Annotated in this window: 20 protein-coding genes; 6 read left to right on the top strand and 14 right to left on the bottom strand. The window is 39.2% G+C overall.

What is annotated here, in order from left to right:
• Positions 1-105: 105 nt before the first annotated feature.
• From H6G68_RS15835 to H6G68_RS15850, 4 genes are all read right to left on the bottom strand, one after another.
• Positions 106-1,872, bottom strand: coding sequence for a DEAD/DEAH box helicase (locus tag H6G68_RS15835; protein WP_190907504.1), 1,767 nt, complete (start codon positions 1,870-1,872; stop codon positions 106-108).
• Positions 1,865-3,181 carry a hypothetical protein gene (locus H6G68_RS15840; RefSeq protein WP_190907505.1) on the bottom strand — a complete coding sequence of 439 codons (1,317 nt, stop codon included), beginning with the start codon at positions 3,179-3,181 and terminating at the stop codon, positions 1,865-1,867. The genes H6G68_RS15835 and H6G68_RS15840 overlap by 8 nt, the downstream gene beginning before the upstream one ends.
• A gap of 15 nt (positions 3,182-3,196) precedes the next feature.
• Entirely contained in the window at positions 3,197-4,897 is a 1,701-nt protein-coding gene (locus tag H6G68_RS15845; RefSeq protein WP_190907506.1) for a hypothetical protein, read from the bottom strand.
• A gap of 441 nt (positions 4,898-5,338) precedes the next feature.
• Positions 5,339-6,115, bottom strand: coding sequence for an ABC transporter permease (locus H6G68_RS15850; protein ID WP_190907507.1), 777 nt, complete (start codon positions 6,113-6,115; stop codon positions 5,339-5,341).
• Between H6G68_RS15850 and H6G68_RS27645 the strand changes: the two genes are divergently transcribed.
• Positions 6,114-6,236: a hypothetical protein gene (locus H6G68_RS27645; RefSeq protein ID WP_277925533.1), complete on the top strand. Its 123-nt coding sequence runs from the start codon at positions 6,114-6,116 to the stop codon at positions 6,234-6,236. The two genes, H6G68_RS15850 and H6G68_RS27645, sit on opposite strands and share 2 nt — an antisense overlap.
• Positions 6,237-6,391: 155 nt before the next feature.
• Positions 6,392-7,540: a DegT/DnrJ/EryC1/StrS family aminotransferase gene (locus H6G68_RS15855; RefSeq protein ID WP_190907508.1), complete on the top strand. Its 1,149-nt coding sequence runs from the start codon at positions 6,392-6,394 to the stop codon at positions 7,538-7,540.
• A gap of 55 nt (positions 7,541-7,595) precedes the next feature.
• Here the strand turns inward: H6G68_RS15855 and H6G68_RS15860 are convergent, their stop codons facing one another.
• On the bottom strand, positions 7,596-8,342 hold the full coding sequence (locus tag H6G68_RS15860) for a DUF561 domain-containing protein (protein ID WP_190907509.1): 747 nt from the start codon (positions 8,340-8,342) through the stop codon (positions 7,596-7,598).
• A gap of 217 nt (positions 8,343-8,559) precedes the next feature.
• On the opposite strand from H6G68_RS15860, the gene H6G68_RS15865 reads away from it, so the two are divergent.
• The gene (locus H6G68_RS15865) at positions 8,560-9,753 is read left to right on the top strand and encodes a DUF4336 domain-containing protein (protein WP_190907510.1); all 1,194 of its coding nucleotides are present in this window, start codon (positions 8,560-8,562) and stop codon (positions 9,751-9,753) included.
• 194 nt (positions 9,754-9,947) lie between these two features.
• Here the strand turns inward: H6G68_RS15865 and mnmE are convergent, their stop codons facing one another.
• Positions 9,948-11,360 carry a tRNA uridine-5-carboxymethylaminomethyl(34) synthesis GTPase MnmE gene (gene mnmE / locus H6G68_RS15870; protein ID WP_190907511.1) on the bottom strand — a complete coding sequence of 471 codons (1,413 nt, stop codon included), beginning with the start codon at positions 11,358-11,360 and terminating at the stop codon, positions 9,948-9,950.
• A gap of 170 nt (positions 11,361-11,530) precedes the next feature.
• On the opposite strand from mnmE, the gene H6G68_RS15875 reads away from it, so the two are divergent.
• From H6G68_RS15875 to H6G68_RS15885, 3 genes are all read left to right on the top strand, one after another.
• Complete coding sequence (locus tag H6G68_RS15875; protein ID WP_190907512.1) at positions 11,531-11,731, top strand: hypothetical protein; 201 nt, start codon at positions 11,531-11,533, stop codon at positions 11,729-11,731.
• Between the two features lie 210 nt (positions 11,732-11,941).
• Entirely contained in the window at positions 11,942-13,030 is a 1,089-nt protein-coding gene (locus H6G68_RS15880) for an AAA family ATPase (RefSeq protein WP_190907513.1), read from the top strand.
• The gene (locus H6G68_RS15885; protein WP_190907514.1) at positions 13,023-13,709 is read left to right on the top strand and encodes a DUF3226 domain-containing protein; all 687 of its coding nucleotides are present in this window, start codon (positions 13,023-13,025) and stop codon (positions 13,707-13,709) included. The genes H6G68_RS15880 and H6G68_RS15885 overlap by 8 nt, the downstream gene beginning before the upstream one ends.
• Before the next feature lie 69 nt (positions 13,710-13,778).
• On the opposite strand, the gene H6G68_RS15890 is transcribed toward H6G68_RS15885, so the two are convergent.
• The 8 genes from H6G68_RS15890 to H6G68_RS15925 form a co-directional block, all read right to left on the bottom strand.
• Positions 13,779-15,407: a mucoidy inhibitor MuiA family protein gene (locus H6G68_RS15890; RefSeq protein ID WP_190907515.1), complete on the bottom strand. Its 1,629-nt coding sequence runs from the start codon at positions 15,405-15,407 to the stop codon at positions 13,779-13,781.
• 156 nt (positions 15,408-15,563) lie between these two features.
• A complete protein-coding gene (locus tag H6G68_RS15895; protein WP_190907516.1) occupies positions 15,564-16,487 on the bottom strand; it encodes a LysR family transcriptional regulator in 924 nt (307 codons plus the stop codon).
• A gap of 245 nt (positions 16,488-16,732) precedes the next feature.
• Complete coding sequence (locus tag H6G68_RS15900; RefSeq protein ID WP_190907573.1) at positions 16,733-17,527, bottom strand: beta-carboxysome assembly protein CcmO; 795 nt, start codon at positions 17,525-17,527, stop codon at positions 16,733-16,735.
• A gap of 52 nt (positions 17,528-17,579) precedes the next feature.
• A complete protein-coding gene (locus H6G68_RS15905) occupies positions 17,580-18,344 on the bottom strand; it encodes a beta-carboxysome scaffolding protein CcmN (RefSeq protein ID WP_190907517.1) in 765 nt (254 codons plus the stop codon).
• A gap of 247 nt (positions 18,345-18,591) precedes the next feature.
• Complete coding sequence (locus tag H6G68_RS15910; RefSeq protein WP_190907518.1) at positions 18,592-20,253, bottom strand: beta-carboxysome scaffolding protein CcmM; 1,662 nt, start codon at positions 20,251-20,253, stop codon at positions 18,592-18,594.
• A 125-nt stretch (positions 20,254-20,378) separates the two neighbouring features.
• The gene (locus H6G68_RS15915; RefSeq protein ID WP_071188696.1) at positions 20,379-20,681 is read right to left on the bottom strand and encodes a beta-carboxysome shell vertex protein CcmL; all 303 of its coding nucleotides are present in this window, start codon (positions 20,679-20,681) and stop codon (positions 20,379-20,381) included.
• Between the two features lie 6 nt (positions 20,682-20,687).
• Entirely contained in the window at positions 20,688-21,032 is a 345-nt protein-coding gene (locus H6G68_RS15920; protein ID WP_016950894.1) for a carbon dioxide-concentrating mechanism protein CcmK, read from the bottom strand.
• 114 nt (positions 21,033-21,146) lie between these two features.
• A complete protein-coding gene (locus H6G68_RS15925) occupies positions 21,147-21,455 on the bottom strand; it encodes a carbon dioxide-concentrating mechanism protein CcmK (protein ID WP_015209255.1) in 309 nt (102 codons plus the stop codon).
• Positions 21,456-21,580 lie beyond the last annotated feature (125 nt).

A 21,580-nucleotide genomic window follows, 5' to 3' on the forward strand; every position in this document is an offset into this window, starting at 1 on the left:
GGCATCTCTAACGCTTATTTTAGCGTACCAGCCAGCTACCTTTGCATTGGGGCATCTCACTTTTAAAAGCAGTGGCAGTAACACTTTAGCTATTTCCGGAGATGTCTAATCAAGAACACGAGAACCACAACCACAAGTTAGACGATGTTTAGCATGAATAGCACCAATTGTTGGGGAATCATTTTGTCTTTTAGTGTGATCAACTTTTGTACAATTAGGATTACAACAAGCCCATAAACTTTGTAAATTATGAAAGAATAAATGTCCGCGCACAGGTTGGGGTGATCTACCATTGTCTAATTTAGACATTCCCAAAGCTAACAACAAACCCCGCATTGATTTATCACCACGTTGCGAATTTGGGAAAATTTGCTTTTGTAAATCTTCCACTTTTGTAGCGCGAACACTACCATTTACATTCTGACAAGCATCACGCAAAGCTTCACCAGCATCAATATTTTCTAAAGATTCTCCTAATTGTCTTTCTAAACTTAATGATGAAGAACTTACATAACCTAAATCATTGGTTAAAGTTGATATAGCATTTGCTACATTCTGATCATTTATATCAGGTTGTCCCATTGATTCCAAGGGATTTGATTGTACAGAATGAGCAAAATTAGCAAAAGCATCTTGATGATTTATCAAAGATTTTCTAGCATTTACCTTTGGTGGTTGTTGCGGTTGAGAGATAAAAGCAAATTGTTTTTCGTCGCGTCCAAAAAATTCTTGTAAAAACTTTTTACCTTCTGCATTTTCCTCTAAACTTGCAGTAGTTGTAATAATTCGCAATTTTGGTGAATCAGGTGTTAAACCCAACCGCGAAAATAGCAATCTTAAAATATAAGCAACTTCTGTTCCTGGTGTACCTCGATAAGCGTGTAATTCGTCAATAATTAAGAAAAATTGTCTTTCTGGATGATTAGGTTCTGCTAACCAATCTTTTGTCTTTTCAAAAATGTCTTGTTCAATGCTTCTCATTAACATAATATTCAGCATTGAATAGTTAGTAATTAAAAGATCTGGTGGAGTATCTTGCATATCCCAACGTGACCACATTTCTCCACCATCAACACGGGGAAAATAATAAGGTAAATCAGGATTCACAGATAAATTAGCTTTACTAATCTTGTTTTGCTGTTGTTCCCACTCTGCTAATTCTTGTCTGAGTTTTTGTAATTTTTGAGGAGTTTCATCACCTGGAATTGGTGTTTCTCCAGTATAACGACCAAAGGTAATCCGATTTTTACCTCTTTTTTGATCTAACCAATTATGTATTTCTGGTGCTTCTAAGGTTTTTCTCAATCGTCTTAATTGATCTTCTACTAATGCGTTAAGAGGATAAAGTATTAAACCCCGTAATGCTGGTTTACGAGTTATATGTTCCTTCCATTGAGATACTCGGTTATTGTTATTATGCCACCAATGATGATTATTTGGTTTAGGCTTACTAGGTGACCAAGTGCTAGATTCCCATGCTAAATGAGCAAGTAAAGGTAATAGAAAACACTCTGTTTTACCTGAACCTGTACCAGTTGTCACAACTAAATCTTTCTGGTTAATTAAAACTTCCTGTAAACTTTGCCATTGATGATCATAAAGTTCAATCCCATTATCAAATAGCATTTTTCCTAATTGTGCTAAATCATGATATTTACTAGGTAATTGTTTAGCAGCAGCTTGTAAATCTAATCCTGAAGAGGGATAAATGGGGACAGGTTCAATTAAAGGTGGTTGACTTAAAATCTCTGGTTTTTGTAATATCTCTTCTCTTTCCGCAGCTAAAGAACGATAACGCAAGGGAAAGGCACTTTTGATATACAAATTGTAAATATGGCTAAGTCTTTGATATGCTCCGATTACGTCATGCACAGCTTAATTCCTCCTGATAATTTGAATTAAAGTTTACATTAAGTTTTTCACTTAATAAATAGGCAATTTCCTCACAGATATTTTCATAAATTAGCCATGAATTTTGATAAGTGGGGAGTTTCCCAGATGCTAAAACTAAAGCACGTTCATAAATTTCTGGCCAACGTTGATTAATTGGAATTGCTAAACTTTTATTAGCAGTGTTGTAATAATATTGACAAGCAATTCCTTGAGAGTGTAAAGCCAAAAATCTTAAACCATACCAATCTCCTTGATGCCAAGTTTTAGTTTCTTGGTTATAAAAAAGGGTGTAACGAGGGTTGAGATTTTCATCGCACATTTGAAACATCCCTGTTTCATGAGGAGTACCACAACTTTCAAAATCATTACCGTTAAATTGTTTCCATTGCTGCATACTTGGTACAAGTTCTAAACGAGTTAAATTGTGTTGCCAAGTTGTAATTTCTGGCAAGATTCCAGCTAATTTTCGTGATGCTTCACCTGCGTTAATAATCGGTAATTTGTTGGTAATGATATCAGGATTATTAACTACTAAACGCAGACAAGCGGGTGCTTCTCCTCTAGGTTGATAAATAATATCAGTAATAATACCTGATGATTCTAGCTGATTAATTAAGTTGATATTACGTTGACCACATAAGATAAATTCTGGTTGTTCGGATTCTATTTTGACAATTGTTGTTGGTGCAGTTGACCATTTAGAACCGTTTGCAGAAGTTTCCAAATGTCCTAATAATCGCAATCTTCTTAAAATCCGTTTTGGTTCTTCTAGTTGGAGTGTCTGACAACTTTTTCTGAAGGTTTCCCATGTTCCATTACCAAGAATTGATAACCAATATAATAAGCGATTACTTTTTTCAGAGGTTTTCACCCAATCAGTATAATTAATTGATTGTAATGATGTTAATTCTAAGGGATTATCAACGGTAATTTTGACTTGTGGGTTGTAAGGAATATTTGTGGTGTAATTATAAACATCATGAGCTACACCCACCATTGATTTTATTTGTTCATAAGTAAAGATATTTTTACCAGGAACTGGACGCTGAAAAAAAGATAATGGCAATTGTAGTAAATTGGTTTTTACTTCTGATGATATTTCTCCCAATTGTTCACTTTCAATTGCTAGAAAAAAATAAAAGTTTTTACCCGGATTTTTCTCTACTCTCAAAAGTGGTATTGATTTACTGAGATTATGTCTTTGTACTTGCTCAGAAATCTGTTTAATCATTTCTTGTGGGTTTCCGCGATAACTAAATCCTGTATACCATCTTTGTACTTTTGGCATAATGCACCCTACCTTTTAAAGTTTTGATATATTTTCTTGAATAAGACTTCCACAAATGTTGTAATTAGAATTCAAATTTATTATCTGATATTCATAATGGTTTTCTAAATCAACATTTTGCCAAGCTACAATTTTTACTAATCTTTGAGTTGATTCACCAGCAACACTGGCTATAATCAGATAATCACCAGGATGAGAGAAATCAATCTTTAGAGAAATATTTGTTGTCTGAGTTTTTTCTAACACTTTGGAATTATCAGATAAGCGAATTACTTGTAAATCTACAGTTGGATAAAAACCAAAAACAGTAATTTCTGGACTATTATCTATTACCCAAGCACCCATTTTTGGTACTCGCAAACCACCCGATAAACTAATTGATAAACTGACACTTGGTTGCAAAGCATCTTTTAAACCTTGATTTTCTATAAAGACTCCATCCCAAGCTGGAGAAATCACCATACATTGTTGAATTTCTACCCAATCAGAATTAGTAGATAACGGTTCTGGTTCACCATTCCACTGTAATAAATTCTCATCTTTTAAACGTTGAATATCTGGCAATATTGCTTTTTTGGATAAGATGATAAACTCACTTCCTAATGATGGATTTTCCCAAGATGCGTAAACTCCCGATTCAGAATTTTCTGGATCAGATATTAATATCCAAAAATCACGATTTGGCAAAATTAAATAATCTAAATTATCAGGTTCAATAATTTGATATCTATTACCTTGTTCTAAGTCTTTTTCATTTACTTGAGAATCTAATGGAAAATACCATCCAGGACGCTCTTCCATTAGTTTCTGGTGATTATCACCTAATTTAACTGTAACTGAATCTAACTTTCTACCTCGTTGTTGTTTAGGATAAAGATAATAATCAACTTCTTCTAAAAATGGATCTTCTGTACGATATAAACCGCAAAAAATATGACTGCTAAAACTGCGATAATTGAATTTATCAGCAGATGGACATCCTTGAGATTGCCATTGTTCATAAATTTGATGTATGGCTTCTGTTACAACTTCATAGCGTTGCCTATTTTCGGTGAGTAATTTTTGTAAATGTTTGCTTAAATTGTTAATTTCTTTACGTATATAAACCGATAATGTTTGAGTATCCCATTGTCCTTTCCATTTTTTATCTTGAAATAATTGCCGTAATTTATCTTTATCAGTACGACGCAATAAACATTGAGAAATAGGATAATTAATATATTTAGTTGGTCCACCTTTTCCCTGCTGGGCTGAGGGTAAAAATCCCTGTTCCATTAACCAGAGATTCCATTCTTGCCATAAAGGTTCTTCTGCTTCTGAACCAACTTTCATTCCTGCTGGACGATGAAAACCAGGTAAGGTTAAAATTTCTCGTAAGCGTTGAAAATAATCTTTTTCTGAGATTTTTTCTTCTTCTCCCATGAGAGAAGCTGCAAGTACACTAGCACATAAAAAAGCTACTCCTTGAGGAAATCCTTGGGTATCTCTCCCTTTTAAGCGTTTTAAATCAACCTGTTCATCAACAATTACTTTTCTTCTAACTGCGCTGTTGAAGTCATCAATCAAGTTAGTATCTCTAAGTGATGAGTTTATGAAGTTGTAACCAATATGTTCAATGATGTACTCATCAACATTGAGGTAAACTTTTGTATTTCGTGGGACACCACTGATAAAGTAGTCAATTAATGCCTGATTCCAATCTGTATAAGTTGCCATTACGAGTAAATTGCTGTGCCTGTCAAATCGCTACACTGGGTAATCAGGTTTTCAATTTAGTGCTAAAAACTCTAAGCTTGCACCTGCTTCTTTTAAGCTGAAAAAGACTAGCTATGTGGTTTCTTGCTTAAGTATTATTGTTTGATTTAATATCTATTAAACCTGATATAAAAGAAAAAATACATACGTAATTCTACCGAAAATAAACTTTTGTTTGTCTGGACATATAGCTATAGCAACGGACAAGGCGCTTAGGACATTAACCAATGCTAAAACTTAGACAATAAACGGCTTCTAGCACTGTCACCTGCTATAGATGCTGGCTGGAGCTAGTTTTAAATTTAATTGTCATTAGTAGATAAGGTTTTAGCAGCAGTTAAAAAGCCACTTTTGATGAGGTGGAGTACTTTTAAAATAGTAAGTAATTAATCGAACATCTTCTTACCTCACCAACTGCATAGCATCATTAAAAAACTGACGACACAATCCTTTGGTAACTAAAAGTGTTGTCAGCAAATTTGCGAAAACAACCATAAACATAATCACAATTTCATAAGATACAGCCTCTAAAGCGGTGACTCCAGCTAATAATTGTCCACTGGTGAAAGCTGGTATTGTTACCATGCCTATTAGCATCATTTGATTCAGGGTAGGAAGCAATGCGGCTCTAATTGCATCTTTGCGGTATTGACTTACAGCTTGCTGGGGAGTAGCACCTAAACTTAAATGTGTTTCTATTTCTGTGGGAAATTGGTTAATAGCACTTACAAGCCTTTCTCCAGCTACTGCTGCGGCATTCATACCATTACCGAGCAAAATACCTGCTAAGGGAATGATATAACGTGGCTCGTACCATCTGTCTGGTTGGATAATCAAAAAGTTGGTGTAAAGCAATGTTAAGGCTGTACTGGCAAAAATTGCTCCCCAGACTAAAGGGAGTACGAGAGGAATTTTTTGGCTGATGCGATTTCGTGCGACAATCGCCGTAATTGTCAGCATGATTGTTAAAATCCCCAAAACAGCCCAAACGTTGTTTACAGCAAAGATGAAGTCTAAAACGTATCCTAAGACGATGAGTTGGAGGATGGTTCTACCGGTAGCTAAAGCTAAGTTTAACTCTAGTCCTAACTTTTCCCAGGCAGATAAACCAATAGCGATCGCTATTAATGCCACAGCTAAAGCTAAATCCACAATATCCAGTTTAATCAAATCCGGCATGGTTTCTCTACTTCCGGGGATTGTTTGCTTAAAACAGCCTACACAAGAACTATTCAAAATTCTAAATCGTCTGCATTTATCATGGCAGTTAGCAGTGATTTTGAATATTGAACAAATTTGAGAGGTTCCATCATTTATCTTCCGGTAAATTCAGTAAAAACCCTGAACAAATGAGTATTTTGAGCGATGGCGCTTTTCAGGCTTTTGGGAAAAATTTAATTAGCTAACAGCGCCCGTAAAAGTGTATCTTTTGTATCTGCATTAAAATAAAAACTTATGATCCAAAGCGTAAATTCCATCCCTGCCTTTGATATCAAGCAGCAATATGCCACCATTGAGGCAGAAGTGAGTACTGCTGTTTTAGAAGTTCTGACTTCTGGGCGTTATATTGGTGGGCCGGTTGTTGAAGGTTTTGAGCGCCAGTTTGCTGCTTATCATGGGGTAAGTGAATGTGTAGCTTGTAATTCTGGTACTGACGCGCTTTATCTGGCGCTACGGGTTCTAGAAATTGGTGCAGGTGATGAAGTTATTACCACACCTTTCACCTTTTTTGCAACGACGGAAGTCATCAGTGCAGTGGGTGCAAAACCGGTTTTTGTGGATATTGATGCAACTACGTTTAATTTAGATGTAGAGCAAGTTGCAGCTGCAATTACACCCAAAACCAAAGCTATTATGCCAGTTCACTTGTTCGGACTACCTGTGGATATGACAGGATTAATGGCGATCGCACAGGCTCACAATTTAGCAGTAATTGAAGATTGCGCGCAAGCCACAGGTGCAACTTGGGATGAGCAAAAAGTTGGCAGCATTGGACACATTGGCTGTTTTAGTTTCTACCCAACCAAGAATCTGGGTGGTTGTGGTGATGGTGGAGCAATTACAACTAATGATAGTGCGATCGCAGCCAAGTTGAGAGTATTACGGGAACATGGCAGTAAAGAAAGATATATTCACGAAGAAATCGGTGTGAATAGCCGATTAGACTCTATCCAAGCTGTAATTCTGCAAATCAAACTGCGCTATTTAGATACTTGGAACAAACAACGACAACAAATCGCAGCTTATTATTATCAATTCCTCAGTCAAATTCCCGGTATCGTCGCACCCCAAGAATTACTAGGAGGAGTAGGTGTCTGGAATCAATACACCATTCGTATTTCTGGTGAAGGCAGAAATGGTGCAAGTGCTAAATATCGGGACTGGGTACGGAGTCAATTACAAGATAAAGGAGTAAGCTCCATGCTTTACTATCCTCGTCCTTTACATTTACAGCCAGTTTATGAAAATTTAGGCTATCAACCCGGACAATTGCCCATATCTGAGCAAGCCTGTCATGAAGTCATATCTCTGCCTATGTTCCCAGAACTGAGACAAGAACAGCAAGATCAGGTGATTTATGCTTTGAAGGATTGTTTATCTTAAGATGTGGGGCGGGGAATTTAGGAATTTAGGGCGGGGAAGCCCCGCCCCTACCAATCTATGCAAATGTACGCACGTTTGCGGTTGCTAGAGCTTCCACCAAGCCACGGACTGCGGCAATCATAGCAATATCGCTATTAAGTTGGTTGATAGCAGAACCGACACCAACACCTGCCGCACCAGCTGCGATCGCTAAAGGTGCAGTAACATTAGAAATGCCAGAAGCACATAATACAGGCACGGAAACCACACGGGAAATTTCATAAGCCGCAGCCAAAGTAGGAGCAGCCTTTTCAATTAATCCCAAAGTACCACCGTGAGAGGGTTGACTGCTAGTACCGCCTTCGGTTTGGATGATATCAGCACCAGCTTTTACCAATTCTTCAGCTAGTTGTACCTGTTGGTCTAATTCCAGGATGTGAGGAACGGTAACAGATAGGGTAATTTCAGGTAACAAGGCGCGGGTTTGGCGAGTTAGGGCTAAAACTTCCTCAGCTTCAAATCTACGACCTTGAGCGTAAAAAGAATCGAAATTACCGATTTCAATCAAATCAGCACCAGCAGCTACCGCTTGAACAAATTTTTCAGGTTCTACAGCTGAAACACAAACTGGTAAACTTGTTAAACTTTTAGCTAATTTAACCAAAGCTGCATCAGCAGCAATATCTACAAAAGTTGCACCACCCAACTCAGCCGCTTTCACAGTAGCAGCAACACTTTCAGCGTTGAAATTATTCAAACCGCTAATTACTTTCAGGACACTGCGGTTAGCAAAGGCACGTTGCAAATTAGAATGCATAGTCATAATTCTTGTTTTGAGCCTATTGAGGTAGGAATATTTTTACACTACATAGATACTAGATGCTAGTACCGCAGAATGAAATTAAAAATTAAAAATTAAAAACTTAGCCTTCTGCACTAAATCAGCGTTACTATGATGCCCATCCTAGACAACTCAAAATTTTTCAGAAATGATTTAGGATTTCTGTAGAAATGGGAAAGACACATTTGATTAAACAACAATGAACGCCCAGGAAAGCATAAATCAGCGAGATTGGTCATGGCCTTTTTGGCCTGTACTACCACTTTATCCCTACGGTAAACGACGAACAGTTCGACGGGAAATAGTTAAGGATAGCGTTTGGACATTTGACCAATTACAAGGCATCCTCTATACCATCGTACCAATTCGCATGACCGTCATCAAGCTGCAAGCAGGAGGTCTTTTAGTCTATGCACCTGTCGCACCCACAGGAGAATGTATTCGTTTGGTTCAAGAGTTGGCAGCAAGGCATGGTGAAGTTAAATATATTCTCCTACCTACCAGTTCTGGTTTAGAGCATAAAATCTTTGTTGGCCCCTTTGCCAGAAAATTTCCCCAAGCTGTAGTTTATGTTGCACCTCATCAGTGGAGTTTCCCATTTAATTTACCACTGAGTTGGCTTGGCTTTCCTCAAAAACGAACTTTAGAACTAACGGAAAATATTCATCAAAATCCTTTTGGTGATGAATTTGAATATAAAATTTTAGATATAAATTTAGGAAAGGGTGCTTTTGTGGAAGTGGCATTATTTCACAAACCATCGCGCACTCTCTTGTTAACAGATACTATAGTTTCAGTCAAAGAAGAACCACCAGAAATTTTACAATTAGAACCATATCCTTTATTATTTCACGCCAGAGAACATGGACAAGAGATTATAGAAGATAATCAAAAAAATCGTCGTCAAGGATGGCAGAAAATATCTTTGTTTGCAATTTATTTTCGTCCCAGTGCTTTAGAAATTATGGGAATGAGAGAAATGTGGAAAGATGCTAAAAAAGCTCCAGACCATTCTTCCAAAGCTTATTTTGGTTTATTTCCTTTTCGCTGGCGAAATAATTGGCAACAGTCTTTTGATGCGTTGTGTGGAAATGGTCGCCCTTTTGTCGCACCGATTTTACAAATTCTCATTCTTCCCCAAGCACCAAAACAAGTATTAGACTGGGCTGATAAAGTTGCAATTTGGGATTTTGAGCAAATTGTTGCTTGTCATTTTCATTCACCAATTAAAGCTAGTCCTATTCAATTCCGTCAAGCATTTACTTTTTTAGAAAAAGAACCATTATTAAATGATGATTATCCTTTATTGGTTGAAGATTTGCGATTTATTCATGAACTAGAAGCGGGTTTGGTGAAGCGTGGTATTGCGACACCTGTTAAGGATAAGGTTTAATTGACAGAATCAGGATTTCCAGGATTAAGACTGGGATTTGATCACAAATTACCTATTACCCATTACCAGCCTCAACTAGATGCAAAGCCTGTCTCCGAGGCTCGAAAACATTGATTTTATATTAGTCCACGCAGGTGGACTTAGTTTTTATAGCCGCGACTTCTAGTCGTTCGGAATTGGTGCAAAATGTCAGTTTATTTCCCAATACAAAACCTACTAAAAATCCGATCTAAAACTGATTCCGTCACCTCTTCCCCAGTAATTTCTCCCAATGCATAAATCGCTCCTCTTAAATCAATTGTCCAAAAATCTAAGGGTAACTGTTCGATAATTGTTATTTGCACTTGTTCCAAATCAAGCTTCGCTTTTGTTAAGGCTGCGGCTTGTCTTTGATTAATTGCTAAATCCATATCAGCAGCTTGCACCTTTCCCGCTTGGACTATTTCTAAAATCGCAGTTTCTAAACCATCAATTCCTTGATTTTGCGCTGCTGCGGTTTTTACAACTTGGTTAATACTTGTTGGATATTTCAAGTGTAGAGACTTTGCATGCAACGTCTCTACATTATGTGTTTCTACAAGATCAATTTTATTAATTACCAAAATCACCGGACGGTGTTTTACTTGTTCATAAATTTCTTGATCTGCTTCTGTCCAACCTGCGGAAGCGTCAATAGTCAATAATACTAAATCAGCAGCACTCGCAGCACGACGCGATCGCTCTACCCCTATTTTCTCTACCTGATCTGCTGTTTCCCGAATCCCTGCTGTGTCTAAAACCTGGATAGGAATCCCCCCCACAACTAGCTGAGATTCAACTACATCGCGGGTTGTACCGGGTAAATCTGTGACAATAGCGCGATCGCTCTGACTCCACGCATTCAATAAACTCGATTTTCCCACATTGGGACGACCAACAATCGCTACTTTTAACCCAGTTCGCAATAATTCACCTTTATCTTTTGTTGCTAATAATTTAGTAATTTTCAACGTAACTTGATCAATTTCAGAAATAATTCTTTGCTCATCTAACGGTGGTAAATCCTCCTCAAAATCAATCCGCGCTTCAATTTCCGCTAAAATATCCAAACATTGAGCGCGTAAATTCCGTATAGGATGAGCTAATTTACCTTGTAACCCAGCTAAAGCCGTTTGCGCTGCTTGGGGAGATTTCGCACCCACTAAATCTGCGATACTTTCTGCTTGGGTTAAATCCAAACGTCCATTTAAAAACGCTCTTAATGTAAATTCCCCCGGTTGCGCTAATCTCGCACCATTTTCTAAACATAGTTGCAATACTTGTTGTACAGCCATAATTCCCCCGTGACAATGGAATTCCACCACATCTTCACGGGTAAAAGAACGGGGTGCTTTCATAATCAACAACAAAGCTTCATCAACAACTTGCTTAGTTTGGGGTTGACGGATGTAACCATAGAGAATGCGGTGACTTTCCCAAACTTGTTTTCCAGGTGCAGAAAATAGAGTTTGTGCGATCGCTATCGCATGATCACCAGAAATCCGCACAATCCCCACACTACCTTGTTGAGGGACAACAGCAGTAGCTATAGCAGCGATCGTTCCAGTATTAGCTAATAATTCTGACATAGGAGTGTAGTAGGGGTGGGATTTCCGCACCGATTTAAGATTTTTGTAGGGGTATTAGCAGTGCTAAACCCCCACAGCAGTTAGATAGTAATATTAGTTAATAACCTATTACCAATAATAGTAAAATTTATTTGAAGGGTAAAACGCCCGAATGTAGAGAGGAGTTCACTGTGGAGCAGACAATTAACTGCGCTGAAGCCTGCGTCAACGGGTGCGTTTTAGGCGATAAATGTCCCAATATCGAGTCTAGAGAAGCAACCTCAAAGTTTATCGAAGAGACTTCTTTAGACAAAATGCTAGAAATGGCTGAAGAAAGATTGCGGAAAAAAATGACGGAACCTCCAAAATGGGTGTTTCCAGAAGATACTTAATTAAATCGCATCTGGATCAATACCTATATTCTTATAGACTAATTTACGCCAGAGGATGAGTCGGTTACGGTACAACTCTGGCAACAAACTCTTCAGAAAGCAATAAATTACCGAAAAGCTTTTCTTGATACGTTCATTTTGTTGATAACTATCTGGGTGGTGAAAGATATAAGGTAATGTAAGTGAGTAAGTTTGTATCTGGAGGTTACAGTGATTAAGAATATTGAGATTAAAAATTTTAGATGTTTCCAGAATTTAAAAGTATTAGGTTTTGAGAAAATTAATTTAATTAGCGGAAAAAATAATGTTGGTAAAACTGCATTATTAGAAGCATTATTCCTCAATAGTACACCAAGACCAGATACTATTTTTTTGTTGCGACAAGTAAGAAGAGAATCATCAAAGTTAAGTAGAGCTTTGCCTGAAAGAACCTGGAACAACTTCTTTTTTCAACAAAATAAGAATAGTACACTAGAGATTGACGCTACCCTTGAAAGTGGTTCTTATAAAAAAGTTGAAGTATTTGTTGATGAATCTGTGAAAGATTTAGAAGATACCTATCAACAGGATGATGATAATGATAACGAGAAAATCATCAGTCTTTTTTCAGGAAGTGAGTCTGTATTATCTGTGATGCACCTGAAAACCAGGATTAATAATGGAGATGATTTTGAAACATTAATCATTTCCAGTGCTAAGGGTGTAATAGCCAGAGATATCAAAGTTCCTGACATAAAAAATGCTTTTTTTATCCCCTCTTTTTTGAGAGTTTCTAGTCGAGAATTGACAGAAGAGTTTGACAAAGCCCGTTTGAATGAGAGAGACAATGAGCTTCTAAGAGCCTTTCAGGCTATTGATTCTTCCATTATTGGTGTAGAGAGCTTTAGTATCGGTGAACCAAATCTTTATGTTAAGAGAGAAGGTGAAAGTAGATTACCTTTGTCCTTGTTTGGTGATGCAATTAATCGCATCGCCGATATCATTTTAAGAATTGTGAATAATGAAAATAGTATTTTGCTAATTGATGAAATAGAAAATGGTATTCATCACTCTAACCAAGCTGCTTTTTGGAGTATTCTTTACAGATTAGCTAGTGAATTAAATGTGCAAATTTTTGCTACAACACATAGCTTAGAAATGATAGAAGCTTTCATAAAAGCTGGCTCTGAGTATCAAAATATAGCTGCTCATTTTGAGCTAACAAAACATCTAAAAACAGGCAAAATAGTTGCTATAAAGCGAGATTTAGATACTTTAGAGTATGGCATAAGTCACCATAAGGAGGTGAGAGGTGAGTAGTAATATTTTGATTGTAGAAAGTAAAAATGATCAATTTTTCCTACAGGCAATTATCCGTTACCTCAATTTCAATATAGAAGTTGCACCTCCGATTCTGCTTTCAGAAGATGATTATATGTCGATGAATGGATTAAATCCAACAAAGCTAAAGGATGCTCTCAAAGATTTAAAAGCAGATATAGAAAAGGGTAAGATTGAAAGAATAGGTATAGTTATTGATATTGATGACCAACAAGAAGTTAAGAGAATTAATTTGATAAATGAATGTATTCAAGAAGTTTTTCCTAAATCACCATTTATTGAAGAAGTTAAGAAGTTTATAAATATAACGGTTGAGGATATTAATATCCAACTGGCTTGTTACTTTACAAATGTTGATGGAACAGGAGAACTTGAAACAGTTCTAAAAATGATTAAGAGTAAAAATTCTGATTATGCTGATTGCTTAGAGAGTTGGAAAGATTGCTTGAAAAATTACGGAAAAGAAATAAAGATTAAGGACTTTGATAAATTCTGGGTTAACACCTACATACGATATGATACTTGCTCGAAAAAAGAAAGTAAGCAAGCATATAAGAAATGTACTTTTGAATATGCCATGAGTGAAAAAGCGTCGATTTGGAACTTTGAACATCCTACCTTGAATGATTTGAAGAAATTTTTGCAGATGTTTTGTTAATGCCACTAAACAAGAAAGCATTATTGTTGTTAATTCTCCTAGTAGTGTGATCATCCCCAATCCCCCAATTCAAATATCCAATCCCAGCACTGTTAATTCCGGCGGATGCTCAACAGTAAACTGATAATATACCTCCTGCTGTTCCTGCGCTGCCAGCACAATATCCCACTCCAAAATTCCGATTTCACTTAATTGAATTTGTGGCTGAGAACGAGAAAGACGCACCTTAATTTGCTCGTTGCGACTAACTGGTAATTGTTCAGTTAATTTTAAACTTGCTTCTTGATTTAATAAATTAGTAATTACCAGCCGATAAGCATAGGTAACTCGGCGTTGACTACTCATCAGTTTCTTATCTACCTGACGTTCAACTAAATCACGTTCAATTTTTAAACCTTCATCTATACCCAAATTAATTTTAAATTCCTGTCCTGGAGCAATATGTTCTAATTGAGTTGCACCGACAAAGATACTGTCCCGAAAAATATTTGCTTTCCCTGGTAATAAAGTTGCACCATCAGGGCTATTTTTTATAGTAGCTTGTAAATAAGCAAAACTAACTAAACGTGGCATTCCTACATAATTTAATTTACAAGGATAATCATCTTGAAAAATTGTGGTTTTATGAGGTGCGCCATCACTGGGAATATTACCACCACTATTTAGTTTAAAAGTAACTACGCTGCCTTGTTTAGATACTTCCGTTACGACTGTTTCAGCACTGATGAAATTTTCCTCTTCTTCCTTTTTTGCAGCCTTTGGCGCATTATTAGGAGGAGGCATCAGCACAGCCATAGCAGGTGGAGGAGACATTGAACGCTGCATAGTCAGAGAATCATCTGCGCGTGTAGGTGGTGTATCAATATACCAGGGCTTCAACTTCGGTGGGATTGTACCTAATCCCGGTTTAGCGGTAGAAAAAGTCAGCGCTACACCAAGCCAATCTTCACCTGTAGTTTGGGTAACTTCTGCCAGGTAGCTCAGATATAATATATTGCTACTACTATCAACCCGCAAGTCATAAAGCGGCTTCCAGTTAGCACGATTCACCAAATAAGACATCTCTAGCTCAAACTCACCTTCCCCCGCAACTTCCACACCGACAATCACACTCAAGCTTTCTTTAGGGTGTGGTGTTTGGATTTTTTGCAATGCGGTGCGGAGTGGTTGTAATTGCTTTTCTAATTCTTGCTGTTGGGTTTTGCATTCCCCAGAAGCGATCGCATATTCGCTATACTGACTACCAATAAAGTTGAGAAAATCTAATGTTTCACTCAAACTGAGATTTTTCCGTGACAGGCTCTGAGCAAAGGGTTCTTCGGTTTTTTCCCCCAAGCCGGCAATAAAATGAGATTGTAATGCCAAAGCATCTATTTGAGCTTGTAAATGGCGTTTTTCTGCTTCTAGTTGTTGAATTTGTCTTGTCAACTGCGCCACTCTTTCAGCCACAGGTTCGGTAGTATAAATGCGATCGCTGCTCACTCCCAGCAACCGCACCCCTAGCGTACCAGTACCGCTTACCCTCACAGACTCAGTTTCTAGAGTTACAGGCAATGGTGTAATTAACAACTCTCGTTCTTCTCCCGTTAAGGATATAACACCTCGTCTTGTAACTAAAGCTTTGTCACCATAGACAGTGACAGCAACAATCTGGCTTTCTACTGTTTTGCGCCAAGATAATATTTCCGGGTTCACCATTGCCAGTTTTTTCCCATGTTTATCAATTATCAGTTAAAACAGATGTCAGTTATCTCTATGAAGAGTTTCCTGTTTCCTGGTTTAATAGTTCTGCTGGTTAATTGTCAATGGTTTCCGGTTTCAGCGTCAAGGGTTCTGAGGTATTGAATGTCAAGTTTATTGTGGAACTGAAGTAATCACTTCTTGCTCCACAATCTTCTTAGCCGCCTCTAGTAGATACTCATAATAAGTACGAGCCACAATCGATAACTGTTTACCAGATGGGTAAACCATATACCAAGTGCGCTTCATGGGAAAGTGCTGCACATCCAAAATGCTGAACTCAGAACTATCTGTCAATAAAGTATGACGAGATAATACCGAAATTCCTAAACCCCCGGCTATTGCTTGTTTAATCGCCTCATTACTCCCCAATTCCAGTTTCACCTTCACCTTGATGCCATGTTCCTCAAAGAGAGATTGCACCGCACGGCGCGTACCTGAACCAGGTTCGCGCATGATAAATGGTTGATCTGCCAATTTTTCTATCGGGATATTTTTTTCCTGTGCTAAAGGATGATTCACAGGTGCAAAAACTACCAAAGGATTTTCTAAAAATGCCTTGACATGGACATCTAAATGCTCTGGAACCTGGCTCATAATATACAAGTCATCCATGTTACCAACCATGCGTTCCAAAATCCGTTCATGATTAGTGACTTGTAGGGAGATGTCAATTCCAGGGTAAAGTTGGCAAAATGGACCCAACAAACGCGGGATAATATATTTTGCTGTTGTAATCACAGCCAAGCGCAATTGCCCTTGTTTTAGCCCTTTTAAATCTGCCACTGTCATTTCAAATTGAGCTATAGTCTCAAAAATCTGACGACAAGTAGTAAATAGTTCCCGTCCGGCTTCCGTCAAAAATAAGCGTTTTCCCACCTGCTCAAATAATGGCAATCCTACCGATTTTGTTAGTTGCTTGATTTGCATCGATACGGTAGGTTGGGTGAGAAATAATTCCTCAGCAGCACGAGTAAAGCTACCGTGCCGTGCCGCAGCCTCGAACACCTTCAACTGGTGCAACGTCGCTTGGTTCAAGGTGATTCTCCTCTAATCGCAATTCGTAGATATAAATCTAGTATCACTTAACACTACCCCTTGTTGTAATGTTACTCATACAAAGTTATGAGGGTTAATATAGGTAAAAATCTATGTTCGCTATCAGAAGTGCAGTATTGGACTTATGGAGTTAAAAAGTTATCATCAAAAAACAAGCAAGACAAAAAATGCCTTCCAACTCAAGATGAATGCTGAATATTGAATAATTTATTATTTAGAATTCATCATTCATCGTTCCATAGTTCTTCCTTAATTTTCATAGGCAATTTAGCTAAATCTGGCAACTCCACAGCTTCCGCGTCCACAATTTTATCCCTGATATTTAAAGGTATATTTAATGGTTCACGTTCTTCTATCCAACAACTGGCGATAGGCAAGGTTAGCTCCATTTCATCCAATGGACGAGGAATCACCATCACCGCACTCAATTCCCCAATGCGTTCTGCTTCAAACATTCCCGCTTCTACTGCCACGGCAACATTAGCTACAGAACCACGAATAATCGCTGTACACAAACCCGCACCAATTTTTTCATAAGCTGCCAAATGGACATCAGCCGATTTGAGCATGGCATCACAAGCGCCTACCATTGCTGGAAAACCCCGCGTTTCTACCAAACCAATTGCTTGATTACTCAATCGGCTGTAACTGCCTTCCTCCATCAATTTACTGATGCGGTTAGTAATAGGCAGCACAATGTCTAGATTGGGATAAGGTCTGGGAATCACCAAACTAGAAACCAACTGACCAAATTGTTCAGCAGTTTGTACACCAGCTTCTACAGCCAAGCGTACATCAGCAATACCACCTCGGATAATTGCCGTACAGTGACCACTACCAATTTTTTCATAACCCACTAAATGAACTCCAGCCGATTTCAACATCATGTCAGCTGTTCCAACTATGGCTGGAAAGCTAAGAGTAGATACTAAACCCAAGGCAGTATCCTTGAAGTTGTCTCGATGACGGCGACGTACAGGCTGGATAGTGGTAAGAGACCGTTGATTAGATGTTTCCATCATGAATTCTCCAGGATACTCACAAAACTCTCCACTTAACAATTAACACTTACTACGAGGAATTGTCAGAGTGTTTGTCGTTCAAGGATTGTCTATGGGGAAACAATGTGATCAAAAGCCGATTGATGCTACCTTGTCCGTAAATTTGAGTCCCAAAAGTATTATGGGCTTTAGTTTCATCTGGGCTGGTAGCTGATTCTGGATTACTGATTTCGGTAGATTCTGGGTGAGTAGGTTGCTCTTGGTCAGAGGCAGCAACCTGAGCCTGTTCCTCCACTGGGGGAGATTGGCTTTTAGGAGTCGGAGAAGGCCCAGAAACGGAATGAGGCTGGTGTTGGAACTCCACAAAGGCTGAAGCCGAGAAATGAGTTGAAGAAATTACCGGTTCTTCTGGCTTTTCCTGTTGAACTTTTGTGGAAGTGGAATTATTGGTGGATGGTTCGAGTTGTTGGGTTGTGCCAACTTGGCGACTAGTGTCTCCCAAAAGAGAACCGGGTGGAACTACTTCTCCAGATGCGACAGAACAGTTGAATACTGTAGTTGCTGCACCAATACAAGCATTAGTGCCAATTGTGCCTTGACCAACCATCAAAAACCCGGCTCCCAGGTTCACTCCTGCTTCTACTTCTAGAATACCTTCATTGACTTGGAGAATTGACCCCATGCCAATACAGACACCAGGTCCGATAATAATTTTGCTGTTGGCAGCTGCTTGAATGATTACCCCTGGTGCTAGTACCGCACTGGGATGAATATTCACCTCACCACTAATGTGAGAATCAAAACTGTTGCCCAGGCGTAGCAGCGGCACAGACATGGAATTTGTCACCTTGGAAGCCGGAAAAATGAGTATTGAGAATAATTTTGAGTTGGGGAGGTGGGGAGAAAATTAAGAATCACCGAATTTTAGATTTTAAATTTTGAATTTTGGATTGAAGATTCAAAATCCAAACAGGTCTGAACGCGATAGTGTCTCGTAGAGAAGCCCCCGACTTCACTGCTGGGGTCAATCTAAAATCTAAAATCTAAAATCCAAAATTGTGTTACCTGTTCCCTGTTCCCTATTATGGACGTTGGATAATTGCTTCCAATACCCGGCGCTTGGCTGTGGCATCAATACCAATTAAGCGCACATATTCTCCTGGATATTCAGAGAGATATGCTTCCAACGCTGCGATCGCATCTCGTTCAGATTTAGCCTGAATTTGACCGCAACTAGCCCAAGTACCTGTACGGAAACGGCGTTGGTCTACGTGTTCTAGGCTAATTTTAAATCCACCAGCCAATAATTGCCGCAGTTGATCTATTATTTCTGCGCTCAACCGAGTGCTGGTAACTGTTGCCGTGGCAGTAGCAGATCCAGAAGATGCACTTGCAAATGATTTGGTGCTACCAGATGGGGCTACTTGACCATTTGGACGTTGGATAATGCTTTCTAGTACCCGGCGTTTGGCTTTGGGGTCAATCCCAATCAACCGCACATACTCGCCTTGATGGTTGTCTATACACTCTTCTAACGCGGAAACCACTTCTTTAGCAGAAGTTGTTTCAATTGGCTTACAGCTGTTCCAAGAACCTGTGCGGAACCGGCGCTCATCTACGTGTTCTGTACCGATTTTGTATCCGCCTGCTAAAAGTTGACGGATTTGGTCTACTGTTTCGGCGCTGAGTTTACTGCTACTGGTGCCGTTACCATTACCATTGCCGTTGTAGCTGCCATTGCTGGAAGCCGCAGATGGCTTAAAGGTGGATGTACTAGCAACTACACCATCTGGACGTTGGATGATGGTTTCTAATACTCTCCGTCTACCATTGTCAATACCAAACAGACGGACATACTCGCCACTGTGGTCTACCAGACAACTTTCTAAAGCTGCGATCGCTGCTTCTAAAGACCTGGTTTCAATGGGCTGACAGCTTTGCCATGAACCTGTGCGGAACCGTCTTTGATCAACGTGTTCTGAACCGATTTTATACCCTTGTTGTAGTAGATAACGCAACTGATCTACCGTTTCTGCACCCAAGCTATTGCTCGCCACTTCACTACTCCTTTCCAATTCTTCAACAACAATACTTGTATAAGATTTAGCCCCAGAAAGATTAAGTTCATCCCGAATGGGTGCAATACACTTGCTATCCGCAGCACAGCGATAACCAGTCCGCAATGCCTGATTAATACCGACTACATGATGAGCAAACTGCTGATCTTGAGCTTGTACATCTGGTAATCGGTCAGCTTGCTGCTGGGTAGTAATTATCGCTCCCGAAGGGACATATTTACCTGGGGGGATTTCTACATCTTGAATTAAAGCGTGCATCATCACAATGCAACCTGCACCCACCTTGGCATTAAATACCGTAGAGCGAAAGCCAATAAAGGAGTGATCCCCTACATAAGCTGGCCCATGAATTAGAGCCATGTGGGTAATAGAAGCATCTTCACCAACCCAGACCGAGTATTCTTGTTGATCATCACCAATTACTCGACCTTGCTCCAAGCCATGAATGACTACACCATCTTGAATATTAGTGTTTTCACCAATATAAAAGGGTGTACCTTCATCGGCTCTGATTGAAATCCCTGGAGCAATGATGACATTTGCACCTATCAATACATCCCCAATAATGTTGGCAGAAGAGTGTACAAATGCAGTTTCATGGATTTTGGGTTCAGCTAAACTCCTTGACCACGGGGTTGGGGGGGCCGCCGTGCTGCGGACTACCATTGGGACATTCCTCCTGAATTAAGCTTTTTGTTAGTAGTCGGTTGCTACGCTCCAATTCAAAATTCAGCGTTCAAAACAGTCAATCAATTTTGAATTTTGAATTTTGAATTCCCCGTCAGGGGTGACTATCTATATTGTTCTTTTTTGCTGTAGATGAGGCGATCTTCAACATGAATGGTGTCTATTATCGCCACTACTGCTGCATCTAACGGACGTTGTTCATTGCCTAGAACTTGACGAGCGGCACCGTTACGACTGACCAGTACCCACTCTTCCACTCCTGCACCCACACTATCGGCTGCTACCTCGTATTCTGGCAGGAGGTTTCCGTCTTCATCTACTAATTGCAACAGCAGTAGTTTGACACCTCTAAGACTTGGATCTTTTTGCGTGCTAACTACTGTGCCACGAACTTTGGCAATTTGCATTATAAATTACGGTCTTCTACCGAAAGGACGAATTGCGTTTACACCTTCCCGGAATTGTTCTACATCTTCGGTATAACGAATTGGTAGGACATATTCCAAGTTTTCGTGAGGACGAGCAATGATGTGAGTAGACAGCACTTGTCCACCATTGACTCGTTTTACATTTTCAATCCCTGCTGCTACTGAAGCTTGTACTTCAGAAACGTCGCCCCGAACGATGACTGTCACTCTGCCGCTACCGATTTTTTCGTATCCTACTAGTGTAACGCGAGCGGCTTTCACCATCGCATCAGCAGCTTCTACTACTGCTGGAAAGCCCAGCGTTTCAACCATTCCCACTGCAATTGACATTAGTTTTCATCCTTAAATTAAGTTTATGGCTTGCGCCACGCTGGTCTTGTTCAGACCGGGCAAAAATTTCCACTCAAGCAAGCAACCCCGTTAATCACTTTGTTTAAACAGTTTTTAAGTCCGGAACTGTTCTACTGCTTCTGTATACCGAATCGGTAAGACGTATTCTAGGTTTTCGTGGGGACGGGCAATGATGTGTGTGGATAACACTTCACCACCGTTGACTCTTCTAGCTGCTTCGACACCAGCCGCTACTGAAGCTTGCACTTCAGATACATCTCCCCGGACAATCACGGTAACACGAGCGCTACCGATTTTTTCATATCCTACTAGGGTAACGCGAGCTGCTTTCACCATCGCATCAGCAGCTTCTACTACTGCCGGAAAGCCTTTCGTTTCAATCATTCCAACTGCAATTGGCATCGCAGAACTCCTAAAAAATTAATTCAATCTGTACTATGGGTTGAAATTTTTGACGGGGATGCTCATCTTGAGCGAAGAAAACACTTCTAAAATTAAGCATAGGAAACCTTGGCATCCCTGGCAAC

This window comes from Anabaena catenula FACHB-362 (assembly GCF_014698735.1).
Lineage (GTDB): Bacteria > Cyanobacteriota > Cyanobacteriia > Cyanobacteriales > Nostocaceae > Anabaena > Anabaena variabilis_A.

Coding starts and splice junctions, on each gene's coding strand:
- H6G68_RS15925 (WP_015209255.1), bottom strand. CDS start 21,455: ATGCCAATTGCAGTTGGAATGATTGAAACGAAAGGCTTTCCGGCAGTA.
- H6G68_RS15905 (WP_190907517.1), bottom strand. CDS start 18,344: ATGTCTGTGCCGCTGCTACGCCTGGGCAACAGTTTTGATTCTCACATT.
- H6G68_RS15900 (WP_190907573.1), bottom strand. CDS start 17,527: ATGGAAACATCTAATCAACGGTCTCTTACCACTATCCAGCCTGTACGT.
- mnmE (WP_190907511.1), bottom strand. CDS start 11,360: ATGTCAGAATTATTAGCTAATACTGGAACGATCGCTGCTATAGCTACT.
- H6G68_RS27645 (WP_277925533.1), top strand. CDS start 6,114: ATGGTTTCTCTACTTCCGGGGATTGTTTGCTTAAAACAGCCTACACAA.
- H6G68_RS15840 (WP_190907505.1), bottom strand. CDS start 3,181: ATGCCAAAAGTACAAAGATGGTATACAGGATTTAGTTATCGCGGAAAC.
- H6G68_RS15915 (WP_071188696.1), bottom strand. CDS start 20,681: ATGCAAATTGCCAAAGTTCGTGGCACAGTAGTTAGCACGCAAAAAGAT.
- H6G68_RS15855 (WP_190907508.1), top strand. CDS start 6,392: ATGATCCAAAGCGTAAATTCCATCCCTGCCTTTGATATCAAGCAGCAA.
- H6G68_RS15910 (WP_190907518.1), bottom strand. CDS start 20,253: ATGGTAGTCCGCAGCACGGCGGCCCCCCCAACCCCGTGGTCAAGGAGT.
- H6G68_RS15920 (WP_016950894.1), bottom strand. CDS start 21,032: ATGTCAATTGCAGTGGGAATGGTTGAAACGCTGGGCTTTCCAGCAGTA.
- H6G68_RS15845 (WP_190907506.1), bottom strand. CDS start 4,897: ATGGCAACTTATACAGATTGGAATCAGGCATTAATTGACTACTTTATC.
- H6G68_RS15865 (WP_190907510.1), top strand. CDS start 8,560: ATGAACGCCCAGGAAAGCATAAATCAGCGAGATTGGTCATGGCCTTTT.
- H6G68_RS15890 (WP_190907515.1), bottom strand. CDS start 15,407: ATGGTGAACCCGGAAATATTATCTTGGCGCAAAACAGTAGAAAGCCAG.
- H6G68_RS15850 (WP_190907507.1), bottom strand. CDS start 6,115: ATGCCGGATTTGATTAAACTGGATATTGTGGATTTAGCTTTAGCTGTG.
- H6G68_RS15860 (WP_190907509.1), bottom strand. CDS start 8,342: ATGACTATGCATTCTAATTTGCAACGTGCCTTTGCTAACCGCAGTGTC.